General features: G+C 72.2%; 15 protein-coding genes. 11 read left to right on the forward strand and 4 right to left on the reverse strand.

Going from position 1 to position 13,980, the window contains the following annotated elements; all coding sequences use genetic code 11:
* Positions 1-3: 3 nt before the first annotated feature.
* Positions 4-1,995, reverse strand: coding sequence for a hypothetical protein (locus tag ACYVOM_RS40045; protein WP_460308856.1), 1,992 nt, complete (start codon positions 1,993-1,995; stop codon positions 4-6).
* 143 nt (positions 1,996-2,138) lie between these two features.
* Between ACYVOM_RS40045 and ACYVOM_RS40050 the strand changes: the two genes are divergently transcribed.
* The 3 genes from ACYVOM_RS40050 to ACYVOM_RS40060 are packed head-to-tail and all read left to right on the forward strand — an operon-like array spanning position 2,139 to position 4,306.
* The gene (locus ACYVOM_RS40050) at positions 2,139-2,684 is read left to right on the forward strand and encodes a hypothetical protein (protein WP_460308857.1); all 546 of its coding nucleotides are present in this window, start codon (positions 2,139-2,141) and stop codon (positions 2,682-2,684) included.
* Positions 2,681-2,941, forward strand: a complete 261-nt coding sequence (locus ACYVOM_RS40055) for a hypothetical protein (protein WP_460308858.1) — start codon at positions 2,681-2,683, stop codon at positions 2,939-2,941. The genes ACYVOM_RS40050 and ACYVOM_RS40055 overlap by 4 nt, the downstream gene beginning before the upstream one ends.
* 27 nt (positions 2,942-2,968) lie before the next feature.
* The gene (locus ACYVOM_RS40060) at positions 2,969-4,306 is read left to right on the forward strand and encodes a cytochrome P450 (protein WP_460308859.1); all 1,338 of its coding nucleotides are present in this window, start codon (positions 2,969-2,971) and stop codon (positions 4,304-4,306) included.
* Here ACYVOM_RS40060 and ACYVOM_RS40065 read toward each other — a convergent pair.
* The 3 genes from ACYVOM_RS40065 to ACYVOM_RS40075 all read right to left on the reverse strand — a co-directional run bounded on the left by ACYVOM_RS40065 (position 4,303) and on the right by ACYVOM_RS40075 (position 5,829).
* Entirely contained in the window at positions 4,303-4,953 is a 651-nt protein-coding gene (locus ACYVOM_RS40065) for an O-methyltransferase (RefSeq protein ID WP_460308860.1), read from the reverse strand. The two genes, ACYVOM_RS40060 and ACYVOM_RS40065, sit on opposite strands and share 4 nt — an antisense overlap.
* Before the next feature lie 73 nt (positions 4,954-5,026).
* Entirely contained in the window at positions 5,027-5,455 is a 429-nt protein-coding gene (locus ACYVOM_RS40070) for a hypothetical protein (protein WP_460308861.1), read from the reverse strand.
* An 80-nt stretch (positions 5,456-5,535) separates the two neighbouring features.
* Entirely contained in the window at positions 5,536-5,829 is a 294-nt protein-coding gene (locus tag ACYVOM_RS40075) for a DUF397 domain-containing protein (RefSeq protein ID WP_460308862.1), read from the reverse strand.
* Between the two features lie 142 nt (positions 5,830-5,971).
* On the opposite strand from ACYVOM_RS40075, the gene ACYVOM_RS40080 reads away from it, so the two are divergent.
* From ACYVOM_RS40080 to ACYVOM_RS40115, 8 genes are all read left to right on the forward strand, one after another.
* Positions 5,972-6,850, forward strand: coding sequence for a 3-methyladenine DNA glycosylase (locus ACYVOM_RS40080; RefSeq protein ID WP_460308863.1), 879 nt, complete (start codon positions 5,972-5,974; stop codon positions 6,848-6,850).
* A 189-nt stretch (positions 6,851-7,039) separates the two neighbouring features.
* Positions 7,040-7,879 carry a nitrilase-related carbon-nitrogen hydrolase gene (locus ACYVOM_RS40085; RefSeq protein WP_460308864.1) on the forward strand — a complete coding sequence of 280 codons (840 nt, stop codon included), beginning with the start codon at positions 7,040-7,042 and terminating at the stop codon, positions 7,877-7,879.
* Positions 7,880-7,906: 27 nt separating this feature from the next.
* Positions 7,907-9,310: a dihydropyrimidinase gene (hydA, locus tag ACYVOM_RS40090; protein ID WP_460308865.1), complete on the forward strand. Its 1,404-nt coding sequence runs from the start codon at positions 7,907-7,909 to the stop codon at positions 9,308-9,310.
* 37 nt (positions 9,311-9,347) lie between these two features.
* Complete coding sequence (locus tag ACYVOM_RS40095; protein WP_460308866.1) at positions 9,348-10,367, forward strand: TIGR03842 family LLM class F420-dependent oxidoreductase; 1,020 nt, start codon at positions 9,348-9,350, stop codon at positions 10,365-10,367.
* A complete protein-coding gene (locus ACYVOM_RS40100) occupies positions 10,364-11,188 on the forward strand; it encodes an ABC transporter permease (protein ID WP_460308867.1) in 825 nt (274 codons plus the stop codon). The genes ACYVOM_RS40095 and ACYVOM_RS40100 overlap by 4 nt, the downstream gene beginning before the upstream one ends.
* A complete protein-coding gene (locus ACYVOM_RS40105) occupies positions 11,185-11,997 on the forward strand; it encodes an ABC transporter ATP-binding protein (RefSeq protein WP_460308868.1) in 813 nt (270 codons plus the stop codon). Before ACYVOM_RS40100 ends, ACYVOM_RS40105 begins: the two co-directional genes overlap by 4 nt.
* Positions 11,994-12,752: an ABC transporter permease gene (locus tag ACYVOM_RS40110; protein WP_460308869.1), complete on the forward strand. Its 759-nt coding sequence runs from the start codon at positions 11,994-11,996 to the stop codon at positions 12,750-12,752. The genes ACYVOM_RS40105 and ACYVOM_RS40110 overlap by 4 nt, the downstream gene beginning before the upstream one ends.
* Positions 12,753-12,829: 77 nt before the next feature.
* Entirely contained in the window at positions 12,830-13,945 is a 1,116-nt protein-coding gene (locus ACYVOM_RS40115) for an ABC transporter substrate-binding protein (RefSeq protein WP_460308870.1), read from the forward strand.
* Positions 13,946-13,980: the final 35 nt, after the last annotated feature.

The following is a 13,980-nucleotide window of genomic DNA, read 5'->3' on the forward strand; positions in this document are numbered from 1 at the left end:
GCTTCAGTTCGTGCGGGTGTTGGGGAGATGGTCCCCGACGTAGCCCACCCAGATCCGACCGGTGGGGCCGCCCGCGTCGTCGAGGAAGTGGATCCGGGGCGCCGGGGTGCCCGCTTTGCGGAGCTTGATGTGGGCGGGCATGAAGACCCGGCCCGACGGGTCCACCTCGGTCGGGACGGCGAAGGTGCGCACGGCCGAGAACTTGTCCCGGCCGGTCACCGAGTCCGACTCCTTCATCGCCAGGAGGTTCGCGGAGATGACGCGGCGCCCGCCCGTCTCGGCCAGGCACCAGTCGCGGAACCCGCCCTGGAACTCCCCGCCGGAGCGGGCCTTGGCGTACTCGTCCAGCGCGCACAGGGCGTCCCAGGCCTTGCCCGCCCACACCCGGCGCAGCGTCGGATGGGCGAGGTCGAGCAGGCCCGCCTCGTGCATGGTCTCGCCGATCACCACATGGGTGAGCGAGTCGGCGAAGTGCAGCGCGTCCACCAGCGACGCGGGCGACTCCGGGGCCTCGTCCGCGATCTCGACCGTGCCCGCCGCCTTGGCCAGCTCGCTCTCCAGCCGCCGCACCCGCACCGCGAGGTGCCGCTCGCGCGTCGTCGTGTCGGCGAGATCGCGCTCCAGCCAGCGCTGCTGGTCGACCAGCCGCTCGATCTCGTCCTCCAGCCGGGCCGACTCCGACTCGGCCTCCGCCCGCCCGGAGACCGCGCGCTCCCTCCCCGCGCGCGCCTCGCTCAGCTCGCGGGTCAGGCTCGCGACATGGCTGTTCATCGTGCGCATGTGCCGCGCCAGCTCCTGCGGATCGGCGGCCACGAGGTCGAGCATGCTCTCCAGCTCGCCGTGCATCCCTTCGGTGACCGCCTTGGCGACCGAGCCCGGTAGATCGGTGAGCCGTTCGGCCACCTTGTCGGCGATGGTCCTGGCCAGCGTGTCGAGATCCAGCGCGGGCGAAGGAGCCTTGCCGTTCACCGCGGCAGGGGCGGGCTCGGGCGCGGGCTCCGGAGCGCGCGGCGCGGGCAGCACCGGCACCGGTGGGCGCGGCTTGGGAGCGGGCGCGACCTGCACCGCCTTGGCCATGTCCATCATCTTGCGGTACTGCTCGGGATCGATGAACGCCGACCGCAGGGGCTGCGGCCGGGCCGCCTCGGCCAGTGCCTCCGGCTCGGCGTCGCCCTGCACGATCCGGCCGACGACCCGGTACGGCTCGCGCAGCTCGTCCGGCAGCTTCATCCCCGCGGTCTCGCCGATGATGAAGCCCGCCGCCCGGTCGAGCGCGGGCGTCCCCTCGGCGCGGAGCATCTTGCCGCCCATCACCCGGTGCCGGTCGGCGTCCTCCTCGCCCGGCCGGAAGCCCGCGAGATAGGTGCGGACGCCGCCGCCGTAGACGGCCAGGTCGTCGCCGATGGTGTCGTTGAACCTGTCCTGGGCGCGCAGATCGGCCAGCCACACGACCTGCGCGGCCCCCGCGACCCGGTCGGCGAGGTACTCCGCGTGCGCCCGCCCCGACGTCGTTCCGCGCCCCTCCACCGCGACGACCACGACGGGCACGCGCCGCCTGCGCTCCGACAGGTCGCCCAGTAGATAGACGATGCCGTCCTCGGCCTGCTCCTCGGCCCGGCCGGTCAGGTGCACGCCGCCGTCGGTGATCCGCTCGGTCGCCAGATAGTCGGGCAGGAAGCCGGGCGCGAACTCCTCGGCGGGATCCCCGGCGTACTGCTCGACCGTGACCACCACCCAGCCCGTCATCCGCTCCATCGTCTGGGCGTAGGTGACGCGGGTGCGGAGCCTGCCGTCCTCGACGGTGAAGCGGCCGCAGCCCCGGGCGGCGTCCAGCCGCGCGCGGGTGCCCTTCACCGTGGCCGAGAAGTGCGGGCTGATCGGGACCTCGGGGAACCCTCTGCCGACCAGCCAGGTGCTGAACGCGCGCCGCAGCCGCTTGGCCAGCGTGGGGCCGGGGTCGCGCAGGACGGCCTGGTAGAGCCTCGTGGTCGGCATGGCTTCCGCGGGGGTGTCGTCGGACGTGGCTTACGGTGAATCCTATGTCGTTTCCCGTGACCGCACCCGGAGACGGCAAAGATTCCCAAGGCCCCGCACGTCCGCCGCTCGTTTGTGCTTCCGGGTGCCTAGCCTCCGGCTTTATGGCTGTCCGTGAGGAACCGGGCTTCACCATCCGACTCTTCGGATACTCCCGGCGTGAGGTGGACGATTTCGTCTTCGAGGTGCGCCGTGAGCTGCGCGCCCATGCAGAGGCGCCAGGCGGTGCCTCGGTCGCGCCCTCGGAGGGCGCGGTCACGAAGGTGCTGCGGCTCGCCGCCGAATGCGCCGACCAGCGCAAGGCGGAGGCGGCCGGCCAAGCCGAGCGCACCCTGCTGGGGGCGCGGGAGCTGGCCGACCTCATGGCCGCCGAGGCGCGCGAGCGCCTGGCCGCCGCGACGGTCGAGGCCGAGCGCATCCTCGGCGAGGCCCGCCAGCGCGCCATGGAGCTGGAGGAGCGGGTCAGCGCCTCCCTCGACGTGGAGGTCGGGACGCGGGTGGCCGAGCTGAGCCGGGCGCACGAGCGGCTCGTCGAAGGGCTCGCCACCGTCCGCGACGCCCTCGCCGACGTGCTGGCGCGCGACACCGAGCGCGGCCAGGTCAGCACCGAGGACTTCGTGCCGCGCCAGCAGGAGGTCGGCAAGGGATGACAGCAGCCCTGCCCGTGACCGAGAGCACGGTGCTCCCGGTGCTGTTCATGGTCGTGGTCCTGCTCGCCACGGGGCTCGTCCTCCTGGCGCGCCGGATGCTCCCGGACAAGCCCGCGCCGGTGGCCCGGCAGGAGCCGGACTGGCTGCGCGCCGACCGGGCCATCGCGCGCCTGCGCGCGGCCGGCCTGGACACCGACGCGCTGCTCGGTCCCTGGCTGGCCGAGGTGCGCCGCGGCGAGCACAAGGACCTTACCTAGGCCGGTTCCGCGTGCGATAGTGACCCGGTGGCCGACACGCTTCCGGGGATCTCCTCGCCGCGGGCGCTGCTGCGCCTCGCCGCCATGCTGGCCCGCGACCCCTATGAGGGGCTGCTCGCGGCGCACGAGGCGGGCGGTGAGGCGTCCGGCTTCGGCTGGGGCCGCTTCCGCTACGTGCTGCTGTTCGGCCCCGCCGCCAACGCGTTCGTGTTCGCCGACCCGGCCGCGCTGACCGTCCGCGAGGCCTTCGACGTCCTCGTCCCGGTGAACGGCGAGACCGCCCTCATCGTCTCCGACGGCGCCGACCACCGGCGCCGGCGCCGGCTCGTCCAGCCCGCCTTCCACCACCGCAGGATCGAGACCTACGTCGCGCGGATGGCCGAGGGCGCCGACGGCCTGCTCGACACGTGGCGGGCGGGCCGGACCGTCGACGTCTACGCCGAGTTCCGGGAACTGACCCGGCGCACGACGGTGCGGCTGCTGTTCGGCGACAGGCTCGCCGCCGACGAGGCGCTGCTCGCGGGCCCGCTCCAGCGCGCGCTGGACGCCATAGACAAGCCCTACACCCAGCTCGTCCTCCTGCGCGCGCTCCCAGAACTCTTCCAGCGCCGGACGGCCGCGGCGCGCGCCGAGGTCGTCGCGCGGATCAGCGCCGAGATCGCCGCGCGCGAGGCGGCCGGGGACCTCGGCGGCGACGTCCTGGGGGCGCTCGCCGCGGCCCGCGACGCCGAGGGCGGGGCCCTGTCCGACACCGAGATCCGCGACCAGGTGATGAGCCTGATGGCCGCGGGCTATGAGACGACCAGCGCGGCGCTCGGCTGGGCCGTCCACCTCATGCTCACCACCGAAGGCGTGTGGGAGAAGGCCCGTGCGGAGATCGCGGGCGTGCCCGTCACCCCCGCGGCGCTCGCCTCGTTCACCTACCTGGACCGGGTCGTCAACGAGACGCTGCGGCTGTTCCCGCCGGTGGTGATGACGGTCCGGACCGCCGCGCGCGACCTGGCGTTCGAGGGCCGCCGCATCCCCGCGGGCACGACGCTCATCTTCAGCCCGTACGTCACGCACCGGATGGCCTCGGTGTGGCCCGACCCGGAGGTGTTCGACCCGGACCGCTGGGACCCCGCCGCGCCCGGCCACGTCCCGGCGACGCCCGCGTCCTTCCTGCCGTTCGGCGGCGGCGACCACCGCTGCGTCGGGTCGGCGTTCGCCACGACCGCGCTGAAGGTCGCGCTGGCCCGGCTGCTCGACCGGGTCGACGCGGTGCCGGTGCCCGGCCCCGTCGTGCCCCGCAGCATCACCGCCATGCGGCCGAAGGACGGCGTCCCCGTCCGGATCACCGAGGTGCGGCCCGCGGCGCTCGTCTAGGGGTGCTTGCGGGCGAGGGTGAGGCCGTCGCGCAGCGGGAGCATGACCGAGGAGACGCGCTCGTCGGCGGCGATCCGGTCGTTGAGGCGCTTGACGGCGAGGTCGGCCGGGGACTGCGCGGTGGGGTCGACGACGCGGCCGTCGCGCAGCACGTTGTCGAGGGCGATGACGCCGCCGGGCCGCAGCCGGGGCAGGATCGCCTCGTAGTAGTCGGGGTAGCCCGTCTTGTCGGCGTCGATGAACGCGAAGTCGAACGACGGGACCTCCGGCAGGGCCCGGATGCTGTCGATCGCCGGCGCGATCTGCAGGGTGATCTTCTCGCTGAGCCCGGTCCGGTCCCAGTAGGCCCGCGCGATCGAGGTGTACTCCTCGTTGACGTCCAGGGCCAGCAGCCTCCCGTCGGCGGGCAGGCCGCGGGCGATGCAGATCGAGGAGTAGCCGGTGAAGACCCCGACCTCCAGCGCGTCGCGCGCTCCCGAGAGCGAGACGAGCATGGTGAGGAACAGGCCCTCGTCGTGGGAGACCTGCATCCCGGCGAAGTCGGGAAGCACCCGCTGGGTCTCCGCCGCCAGATCGAGCAGGATCTCGTCGGCGGGTGAGCAGTGCGCGGCCAGGTAGGCGTCTACCGCGGGATCCAGGAAGGTCATGGCGGCGAGCCTAGTCGCCGCCTCCCCGCCCTCCCCGGAGTTGCTGCCCGCGTGTTAGCGGTGCGCCCTGCCGTCAGGCTCCGCCGGTGAGGGCGGTGCGCCAGGCGCGGCCTGCGGCGCGGCCCGAGCTGATCTCGCCGCTGATGCCGGGCAGGTCGTAAAGCTCGGAGGGCAGGCGGGTGTTCTGGGGCTGGAGGAAGGAGAAGCGGTAGGGGGAGCCGCCGACGGTCAGCTTCATGCCGCCGCCGAAGTAGTACCAGGGGAACTTGACCTGGGAGGCGGGGCCGTCGAACAGGGCGGCCACGCCGCCGTCGCCGAGGTGCCGGGCGAGGCCCGGCGCGTTGCCGCGCTGCTCCAGGGTGCGCAGCTGGCCGAGCGTGAGCGCGCCCCGGCCGTGCGCGTCGAAGGCGAGCCGGCCGTTCGCGAGCCGCAGGACGCCGGGGGCGCTTCCGGTCGAGCCCATGATGAGCCAGGCGAGGGTCTGAAGGGAGGTGGTGTGCATGCCTTCGACGGTAGGAACGCGAGCGTCCCGGCCGTAAGGGAGCCGTGTCCCGCGCCGCGCGGACGCGGGTCCGCCCCGCCTCAGGCCGAGCGCAGCGCCTCGTCCGGCCCCTCGTGCAGGTCACGCGCGGCGTCCTGGCCGGGGGAGAGGCCGCAGAGGTCGTCGAACAGGCCGCGCTTGGCGCCCGCGACGAACCCGGCAAGGTCCCCGGCGCCGACGATCAGCGCCGGCCCGCCGGGGTGCCGGGCGCTGCGGACGGCGATCTCCCCGTCGGGCAGCGCGGCCACCTCCAAGGCGCCGCCCGGGTCGGCGGCGCGCCACTGTACTTCCGGAAGCCATTGGGCCGGCATCCCGTTGAAGGCCCGCAGGATCATCTACGCTCCTCGCCGTTTCGGCTTGCCGCTCCCCCGAACGCGGTCCGACGACGCCCGGGGCAAGCGCGTGCACGTGCAGGTGCTCGTGCATCCGTTTCTACCAGCTACAGGCGCACCGCGCAGGTTCTCCTACCATGCGTGTATGGCACAGGTTCTTGACCCCGTTCTTCGCGCGCCCGTGTGGCAGGCCCGCAGGCAGGCGCACCGCGCGCGGCTGGAGGGGATGATCGGGGGGTACCTGGCGCTGCGGAGGGCGGGGAAGGCCCATCCTGTGGAGGACTTTCTCTTCACGTACTACGGGCATCGGCCGGGGCGGCTGCTCGCGTGGCATCCGGGGGCGGGCGCGGTGCTGGAGGGGGGCCGGGCCGAGGAGCTGGGGCAGGCTTACCGGGACACCCCCGACGGGGCGACGCTGGATCTCGAGGTCCTGCTGCCCAAGCGGGCCAAGTCGCTCGCGTGGACCCGCGACCTGCTCGCCGCGACGGCGTCGCGGCCCCCGCACCTCGGGTGCTTCGGCATGCACGAGTGGGCGATGGTGTACCGGCTGTCGCAGGAGGAGGTCAGGCACGCGGCCTGGCCGCTGCGGCTGTCGCCCGAGGAGGTCGCCGAGACCGTCGACCGGCGCGGCGTGAAGTGCAGCCACTTCGACGCCTTCCGCTTCTTCACGCCCCCGGCCCGCCCCCTCAACGTGCTCCAGCCGACCCGCGAGGGCCAGCGCGACCAGGAGCAGCCCGGCTGCCTGCACGCCAACATGGACCTCTACAAGTGGGCCTACAAGCTGTCGCCGCTGATCCCCGCCGAACTGGTCGCCGACTGCTTCGCGCTGGCCCGGGAGATCCGCTCGGTCGACATGCGCGCCAGTCCGTACGACATGGCGGCGCTCGGCCACCCGCCGATCCGCGTCGAGACGGCCGAGGGCCGGGCCGAGTACGCGGCGTTCCAGCGCGACTTCACCGCGCGGGCCGAGCCGCTGCGCGCCGCCCTCGTCGGCCACTGCGAGCAACTGCTCGCACTTCTCTAGCACTTCCTCCTATAGGCGATAAGTCACCCGCGTTCCTTTTGGCGGACCCTCCACTGACGGCCGGTGCAAGAGGTCGTCAGTAACTCCCCTGGAACGATCATGAAATGCGGGTGTCCCATTGCGGCCATAGCTTCCGAACTCTTAAAGGGCAGGGGATATCGCTGTTACGGCTTCGATAAGGGGAGTGTGATGTCCGAAGTCATCCGCGCGGCCCTCGTCCAGACGACCTGGACGGGCGACAAGGAATCCATGATCAAGGCGCACGAGGAGTACGCGCGCCAGGCCGCCGCACAGGGCGCCAAGGTCATGTGCTTCCAGGAACTCTTCTACGGCCCGTACTTCTGCCAGGTGCAGGACCCGGCCTACTACGAATACGCCGAGTCGATCCCGGGCCCGACCACCGAGCGCTTCCAGGCCCTCGCGGCGGAGCTCGGCATGGTGCTGGTCCTGCCGATGTACGAGCAGGAGCAGCCCGGCGTCCTCTACAACACCGCCGCCGTCGTCGACGCCGACGGCAGCTACCTCGGCAAGTACCGCAAGACGCACATCCCGCAGGTGAAGGGCTTCTGGGAGAAGTTCTACTTCCGGCCCGGCAACCTCGGCTACCCGGTCTTCGACACCGCGGTCGGCAAGGTCGGCGTCTACATCTGCTACGACCGGCACTTCCCCGAGGGGTGGCGGGCGCTCGGCCTGAACGGCGCCCAGATCGTCTTCAACCCGTCGGCGACGAGCCGCGGCCTGTCCTCCTACCTGTGGAAGCTGGAGCAGCCCGCCTCCGCGGTCGCGAACGAGTACTTCGTCGGCGCGATCAACCGGGTCGGCATCGAGGACCTCGGAGACAACGACTTCTACGGGACGTCCTACTTCGTCGACCCAGAGGGCAAGTTCGTCGGCGACGTCGGAGACACCAACGAGGCCGAACTGATCGTCCGCGACCTCGACCTGGGCCTGCTCGCCGAGGTCCGCGACCGCTGGGCGTTCTACCGGGACCGCCGCCCGGACGCCTACGGCGACCTCACCGCACCGTAAGCGCCACGTGTTCAGAGAGGCATACGTATGACCACACTCCTGGTCAAAGGCGGCAAAGTCATCGGCCCGTCGGGCGCGATCGACGCCGACGTCCTCGTGGACGGCGAACGGATCATCTCGCTGTCCCTGCCGGGCTCGATCCTCACGGCCGACAGGGTCATCGACGCCGCGGGCAAGTACGTCATCCCGGGCGGCGTAGACGCGCACACTCACATGGAGCTGCCCTTCGGCGGCACCTTCGCCAGCGACACCTTCGAGACCGGCACCCGGGCCGCGGCCTGGGGCGGCACCACCACGATCGTCGACTTCGCCGTCCAGCGCACCGGCGAACGCGTCCAGGACGGCCTGGCCGCCTGGCACGCCAAGGCCGACGGCCAGTGCCACGTCGACTACGCCTTCCACCAGATCCTCGGCGGCGTCGACGACGACGCGCTGAAGGCGATGGACGCGCTCGTCGCCGAGGAGGGCATCACCAGCTTCAAGCTGTTCATGGCCTACCCGGGCGTCTTCTACAGCGACGACGGCCAGATCCTGCGGGCCATGCAGCGGGCGCGCGAGAACGGCGCCATGATCATGATGCACGCCGAGAACGGGCCGGCGATCGACGTCCTGGTCGCCCAGGCGCTCGCCCGCGGCGAGACCGACCCGATCCACCACGGCATCACCCGGCCGGCCGCCCTGGAGGCGGAGGCGACGAGCCGGGCCATCTACCTGGCCGAGGTCGCCCGCGACACCCCGCTCTACATCGTGCACCTGTCGGCGTCGGGCGCGCTGGAACGCGTCGCCGAGGCGCGCGACGCGGGCCGCAACGTGTTCGCCGAGACCTGTCCCCAGTACCTGTACCTGACGCTGGAGGACCAGCTCGGCGCGCCGGGCTTCGAGGGCGCCAAGTGGGTGTGCTCGACGCCGCTGCGCTCCAAGCACGAGTCGCACGGCCGCGACCTGTGGCGGGGCCTGCGCACCAACGACCTGTCGGTCGTCTCCACCGACCACTGCCCCTTCTGCTTCAAGGACCAGAAGGAACTAGGCGTCGGCGACTTCTCCAAGATCCCCAACGGGATCGGCGGCGTCGAGCACCGTGTCGACCTCCTCTACCAGGGCGTCGCCGACGGCCAGCTCACCCTGGAGCGCTGGGTGGAGGCCATCGCGACGACCCCCGCGCGGATGTTCGGCCTCTACCCCCGCAAGGGCGTCATCGCGCCCGGCTCCGACGCCGACATCGTCGTCTACGACCCGAACGGCCGCACCCGCATCAGCGCCGAGACCCACCACATGAACATGGACCACTCGGCGTTCGAGGGCTACGAGATCGCGGGGAAGGTCGAGACCGTCATCAGCCGCGGGACGGTCCTGCTGGAGAACGGCGTCTACAGCGGGCGCAAGGGGCACGGGCGGTACCTGCGCCGCGGCCTCAGCAGCTACCTGGTCTGACCGCCGCACCAGCATCGCACCAGAGGGGGAGAAGAGTTTGGACATCGGAGTCGTCTTCCAGCTTGACCCGCCGGCCTCGGCCGTCGTGGACCTTGCGGTGAAGGCCGAGCGGGCGGGGTTCAGCCACGTCTGGAGCTTCGACTCGCACCTGCTGTGGCAGGAGCCGTTCGTCATCTACAGCCAGATCCTGGCGAAGACCGAGAAGGTCGTCGTCGGGCCGATGGTCACCAACCCCAAGACCCGGGACTGGTCGGTCACCGCGTCGCACTTCGCGACGCTCAACGAGGCCTACGGCAACCGGACGGTCTGCGGCATCGGACGCGGCGACTCGGCCGTGCGCACGCTCGGCCTCAAACCGACCACGATCGCCGAGCTGCGCGCCTCGACCGTCGCGATCCGCGACCTCGCCGAAGGCAGGGTCGCCGACGTGCGCGGGCAGGAGATCCACTTCCCGTGGGTGGAGGGCGGCTCGCTGCCGATGTGGGTCGCCGGATACGGCCCGCGCGCCCTCGCCGTCGCGGGCGAGGTCGGCGACGGGTTCATCCTCCAGCTCGCCGACCCCGACATCGTCGCCTGGACGATCGGCGCGGTGAAGGAGGCGGCGGAGAAGGCAGGACGGGACCCGGAGGCCATCACCTTCTGCGTGGCGGCCCCCGCCTACGTCGGCGAGGATCTCGCGCACCAGCGTGAGCAGTGCCGCTGGTTCGGCGGAATGGTCGGCAACCACGTCGCCGACATCGTCGGGCGCTACGGCTCCGACGGCGGCGCCGTGCCCAAGGCCCTCACCGACTACATCAAGGGCCGCAAGGACTACGACTACGCCGAGCACGGAAGGGCGGGCAACACCCACACCGACTTCGTGCCCGACGAGATCGTCGACAGGTTCTGCCTGCTCGGCCCGGTCGAGGCGCACCTCGACCGGCTGCGCGAGCTCGCGCACCTGGGCGTCGACCAGTTCGCGGTCTACCTCCAGCACGACGACAAGGAGAACACCCTGTCGGTGTACGGCGAACAGATCATCCCGGCCGTCTCGGGCCTGCGAGTGAAGACCCTGTGAGACGCGCGCTCGGCTCCCTGGCCCTGGTGGCTGCCGCCGCCGGGGCCTGGGAGGTCTACAAGGCCCTCGCGCCGGACGACGGCGTCTCGGCCTTCGGCGTGCGGTTCCTGCCGCGCGCCGACGACCAGGCGATGCCGCACCTGTGGTCGGTCCTCGCCCGGTTCGGCGACCCCGAGATGCGCGGCGGCGCGCCCCTCTGGGAGGTGCTGCTCAAGGCGGCCCTGACGACGTTCGGGATCGTCGCCGTCGGGCTCGCCGCCGGCGTCCTCGTCGGCGGGCTGCTCGCGGTGCTGATGCAGCGGTTCGGGTTCGCCGAACGCGGGCTGCTGCCCTACGTCGTGCTGTCGCAGACCGTCCCGCTCGTCGCGCTCGCCCCCGCCATCTCCGGCTGGGGCGGCGCGATCATGCCGAAGTGGGCGACGGTCTCGGTGATCGCCGCCTACCTGGCGTTCTTCCCGGTAGCCGTCGGCCTGCTGCGCGGACTGCAGTCGCCCGCGCACGAAGCCCTGGAGCTGATGGACTCCTACTCGGCGGGCTGGTGGGCGACGCTCGTCAAGCTGCGGCTGCCCGCCGCGCTGCCGTTCCTGTTCCCGGCGCTGCGGCTCGCCGGGGCCGCCGCCGTCGTCGGCGCGGTGGTCGGCGAGATCTCCACGGGCACCCGGGGCGGCATCGGCCGCCTCATCATCGAGTACTCCCGGGAGGCCACGAGCGACCCGGCGAAGGTCTACACCGCGATGCTCGGCGCCGCCCTGCTCGGTCTGGCCGTCACCGGCCTGCTGACGCTCGGGCAGCGCCTCGCCGCGAGGGGAGCGACACCATGATCGGACTCTCCGGAGTCACCAAGGTCTTCAACGCGGGCAGGCCGGACGAGGTCACCGCGATCGCGGCGGCCGACCTCGCCGTCGCGCCGGGGGAGTTCGTGTCCCTCATCGGCCCGTCGGGCTGCGGCAAGAGCACCCTGCTGCGGCTCATCGCCGACCTGGCGCCGCCGACCGGAGGAACGGTGACCGTAGCGGGCAAGCCAGCCGCGCAGGCACGCAAGGACCGCGCCTACGGGATGGTGTTCCAGAAGGCGGGCCTGTTCGACTGGCGGACCGTCCAGCGCAACGTCGAGCTGCCGCTGGAGCTGCGCGGCGTCGCCAAGGCCGAGCGGCGCAGGCGCGCGGCGGAGATGCTCGACCTCGTCGGGCTCGCCGAGTTCGCCGGGCACCACCCGGCCCAGCTGTCCGGCGGCATGCAGCAGCGCGTGTCGATCGCCCGCGCCCTCGCCGACGGGCCGCCGCTGCTCCTCATGGACGAGCCCTTCGGCGCCCTCGACGAGATGACCCGTGAACGGCTCCAGGGGGAACTCCTGCGGATCTGCGCCGCGGCGGGCACGACCGTCGTCTTCGTCACCCACTCGATCGACGAGGCGGTGTTCCTGTCCGACCGGGTGGCGGTCATGTCGGAGCGGCCGGGCCGGATCACCGAGATCGTGCCCGTCGCGCTCGGGGCGCGGGGCGAGGACGTCCGGCAGTCCCCGGAGTTCTTCGCCGCGGTCACCGACGTCCGCCGCGCGCTGCGCGGCCCCGCAGTGCCGGCCCCCGCAGTGCCAGGCGCCGCGGTGCCGGCCCCCGCGGAGAAGAAGTGAGGGCCCGCGCGCTCCTCGCCCCGGCCCTGGTCGGCGCGGGCGCGCTCGTCCTGTGGGAGCTGTTCGTCCGGCTCGGCCGGGTCGCGCCGTTCGTGCTGCCCGGTCCGTCGGCGATCGCCGCGGAGTTCGCCCGCTCCTTCGACGTCATCGTGCGGACGGGCGCGGCCAGCGGACTCAACGCGTTCACCGGCCTTGTCGCCGGGGCGCTGCTCGCCCTCGCCGCGGCCCTGCTGGCTACCCGGTTCAGCCTCCTCGGCGAGGCCTCCGCGCCCGTCGTGGCCGCGGCGGGCGCGCTGCCGATCATCGCGCTCGCGCCCCTGCTGAACAACATGTTCGAGTCCACCAGCAGCATCCCGCGCCGCGCCGTCGTCGCGCTCGTGGTGTTCTTCCCGGTCTACCTCAACACCCTGCGCGGGCTGCGCGAGGTCGACCCCACGCACACCGAGCTGATGGACTCCTACGCGGCCTCGCCCTGGGCGTTCAACCGGAAGGTGCGGCTGCCCGGCGCGCTGCCCTTCTTCTTCACCGGGCTGCGCCAGGCCGCCTCCCTGGGCGTCATCGCCGCGGTCGTCTCGGAGTACTTCGGCGGCCTCCAGAACGGGCTCGGCTCGCGCATCACCTCCGCGGCATCCAACTCCGCCTACCCGCGGGCCTGGGCGTTCGTCGCCGGGGCGTGCGCGCTCGGCCTGCTGTTCTACGTCGCGGCCCTCCTGCTGGAACGCCTCGCGACCCCTTGGAGACGCGCCGCGTCCTGAACCTTCCCCGCCCCTCCCGACAAGCCTCCCGCCCCGGAACCCCTCCCAACCCCCCGATCCCCGGAGGAAGAGAACCAGTGAAGAAGATCCTCGGCGTGCTCACCGCCGCGCTCCTGCTCACCGGATGCGGCACCGCCGACACCGACACGGGCGCAGACGGCGCGGAGGGCGGCCCCACCAAGGTCAAGCTCCAGCTCCAGTGGTTCGTGCAGGCCCAGTTCGCCGGCTACATCGCGGCGGTCGACAAGGGCTTCTACGCCGACGAGGGCCTCGACGTGGAGATCCTCGAAGGCGGCGTCGACATCGTGCCGCAGACCGTCCTCGCCCAGAACCAGGCCGACTACGCGATCTCGTGGGTGCCCAAGGCCCTCGCCTCGCGCGAGCAGGGCGCCGCCATCACCGACGTCGGCCAGATCTTCCAGCGGTCCGGCACCTACCAGGTCGCCTTCGCCGACAGCGGCATCAAGACACCGGCCGACCTGAAGGGCAAGAAGGTCGGGAACTGGGGCTTCGGCAACGAGTACGAGCTGTTCGCCGCGCTCACCAAGGCCGGGCTCGACCCCGGCAAGGACGTCGAGCTGGTCCAGCAGCAGTTCGACATGCAGGCGCTGCTGCGCGGCGACATCGACGCGGCCCAGGCCATGTCGTACAACGAGTACGCGCAGCTACTCGAAGCCGAGAACCCCAAGACGAAGAAGGCCTACCAGGCGTCGGACTTCACCGTCCTGGACTGGAACGAGGTCGGCACGTCGATGCTCCAGGACGCGGTGTGGGCGTCGACCGAGCGGCTGGACGACCCCGACTACCAGGCGACGACCGTCAAGTTCCTCACCGGGACGATCAAGGGCTGGATCTTCTGCCGGGAGAACCCCGAGGAGTGCCGCGACCTCGTCGTCGCGCGCGGCTCCAAGCTCGGCGCGAGCCACCAGCTCTGGCAGACCGTCGAGACCAACAAGCTGATCTGGCCGTCGCCCGAGGGCATCGGCGTCATCAACGAGGCCGACTGGAAGCGGACCGTCGACCTGGCGCTCGGCACCAAGAACGCCGACGGCGACACGGTCATCACCAAGCAGCCCGAGGGCCTCGCCTACACCAACGACTACATCGAGCAGGCGCTGGCGAAGGTGGACGAGGACACCAAGGGCGCGTCCTACAAGCCCGAACCCGTCGCGGTCGAGCTGGGCGGGAAGTAGCGGAGGTCCGGCGGCCCAGGGCGGGGGACCCGGGC

The sequence above is a fragment of the Actinocorallia aurea genome, from assembly GCF_054783995.1.

Bases quoted from the DNA above. Each gene is read 5' to 3' on its own strand.
- ACYVOM_RS40075 (WP_460308862.1), bottom strand. From the start codon at position 5,829: ATGATCCTGCGGGCCTTCAACGGGATGCCGGCCCAATGGCTTCCGGAA.
- ACYVOM_RS40065 (WP_460308860.1), bottom strand. From the start codon at position 4,953: ATGACCTTCCTGGATCCCGCGGTAGACGCCTACCTGGCCGCGCACTGC.
- ACYVOM_RS40055 (WP_460308858.1), top strand. From the start codon at position 2,681: ATGACAGCAGCCCTGCCCGTGACCGAGAGCACGGTGCTCCCGGTGCTG.
- ACYVOM_RS40070 (WP_460308861.1), bottom strand. From the start codon at position 5,455: ATGCACACCACCTCCCTTCAGACCCTCGCCTGGCTCATCATGGGCTCG.
- hydA (WP_460308865.1), top strand. From the start codon at position 7,907: ATGACCACACTCCTGGTCAAAGGCGGCAAAGTCATCGGCCCGTCGGGC.
- ACYVOM_RS40080 (WP_460308863.1), top strand. From the start codon at position 5,972: ATGGCACAGGTTCTTGACCCCGTTCTTCGCGCGCCCGTGTGGCAGGCC.
- ACYVOM_RS40045 (WP_460308856.1), bottom strand. From the start codon at position 1,995: ATGCCGACCACGAGGCTCTACCAGGCCGTCCTGCGCGACCCCGGCCCC.
- ACYVOM_RS40085 (WP_460308864.1), top strand. From the start codon at position 7,040: ATGTCCGAAGTCATCCGCGCGGCCCTCGTCCAGACGACCTGGACGGGC.
- ACYVOM_RS40105 (WP_460308868.1), top strand. From the start codon at position 11,185: ATGATCGGACTCTCCGGAGTCACCAAGGTCTTCAACGCGGGCAGGCCG.
- ACYVOM_RS40050 (WP_460308857.1), top strand. From the start codon at position 2,139: ATGGCTGTCCGTGAGGAACCGGGCTTCACCATCCGACTCTTCGGATAC.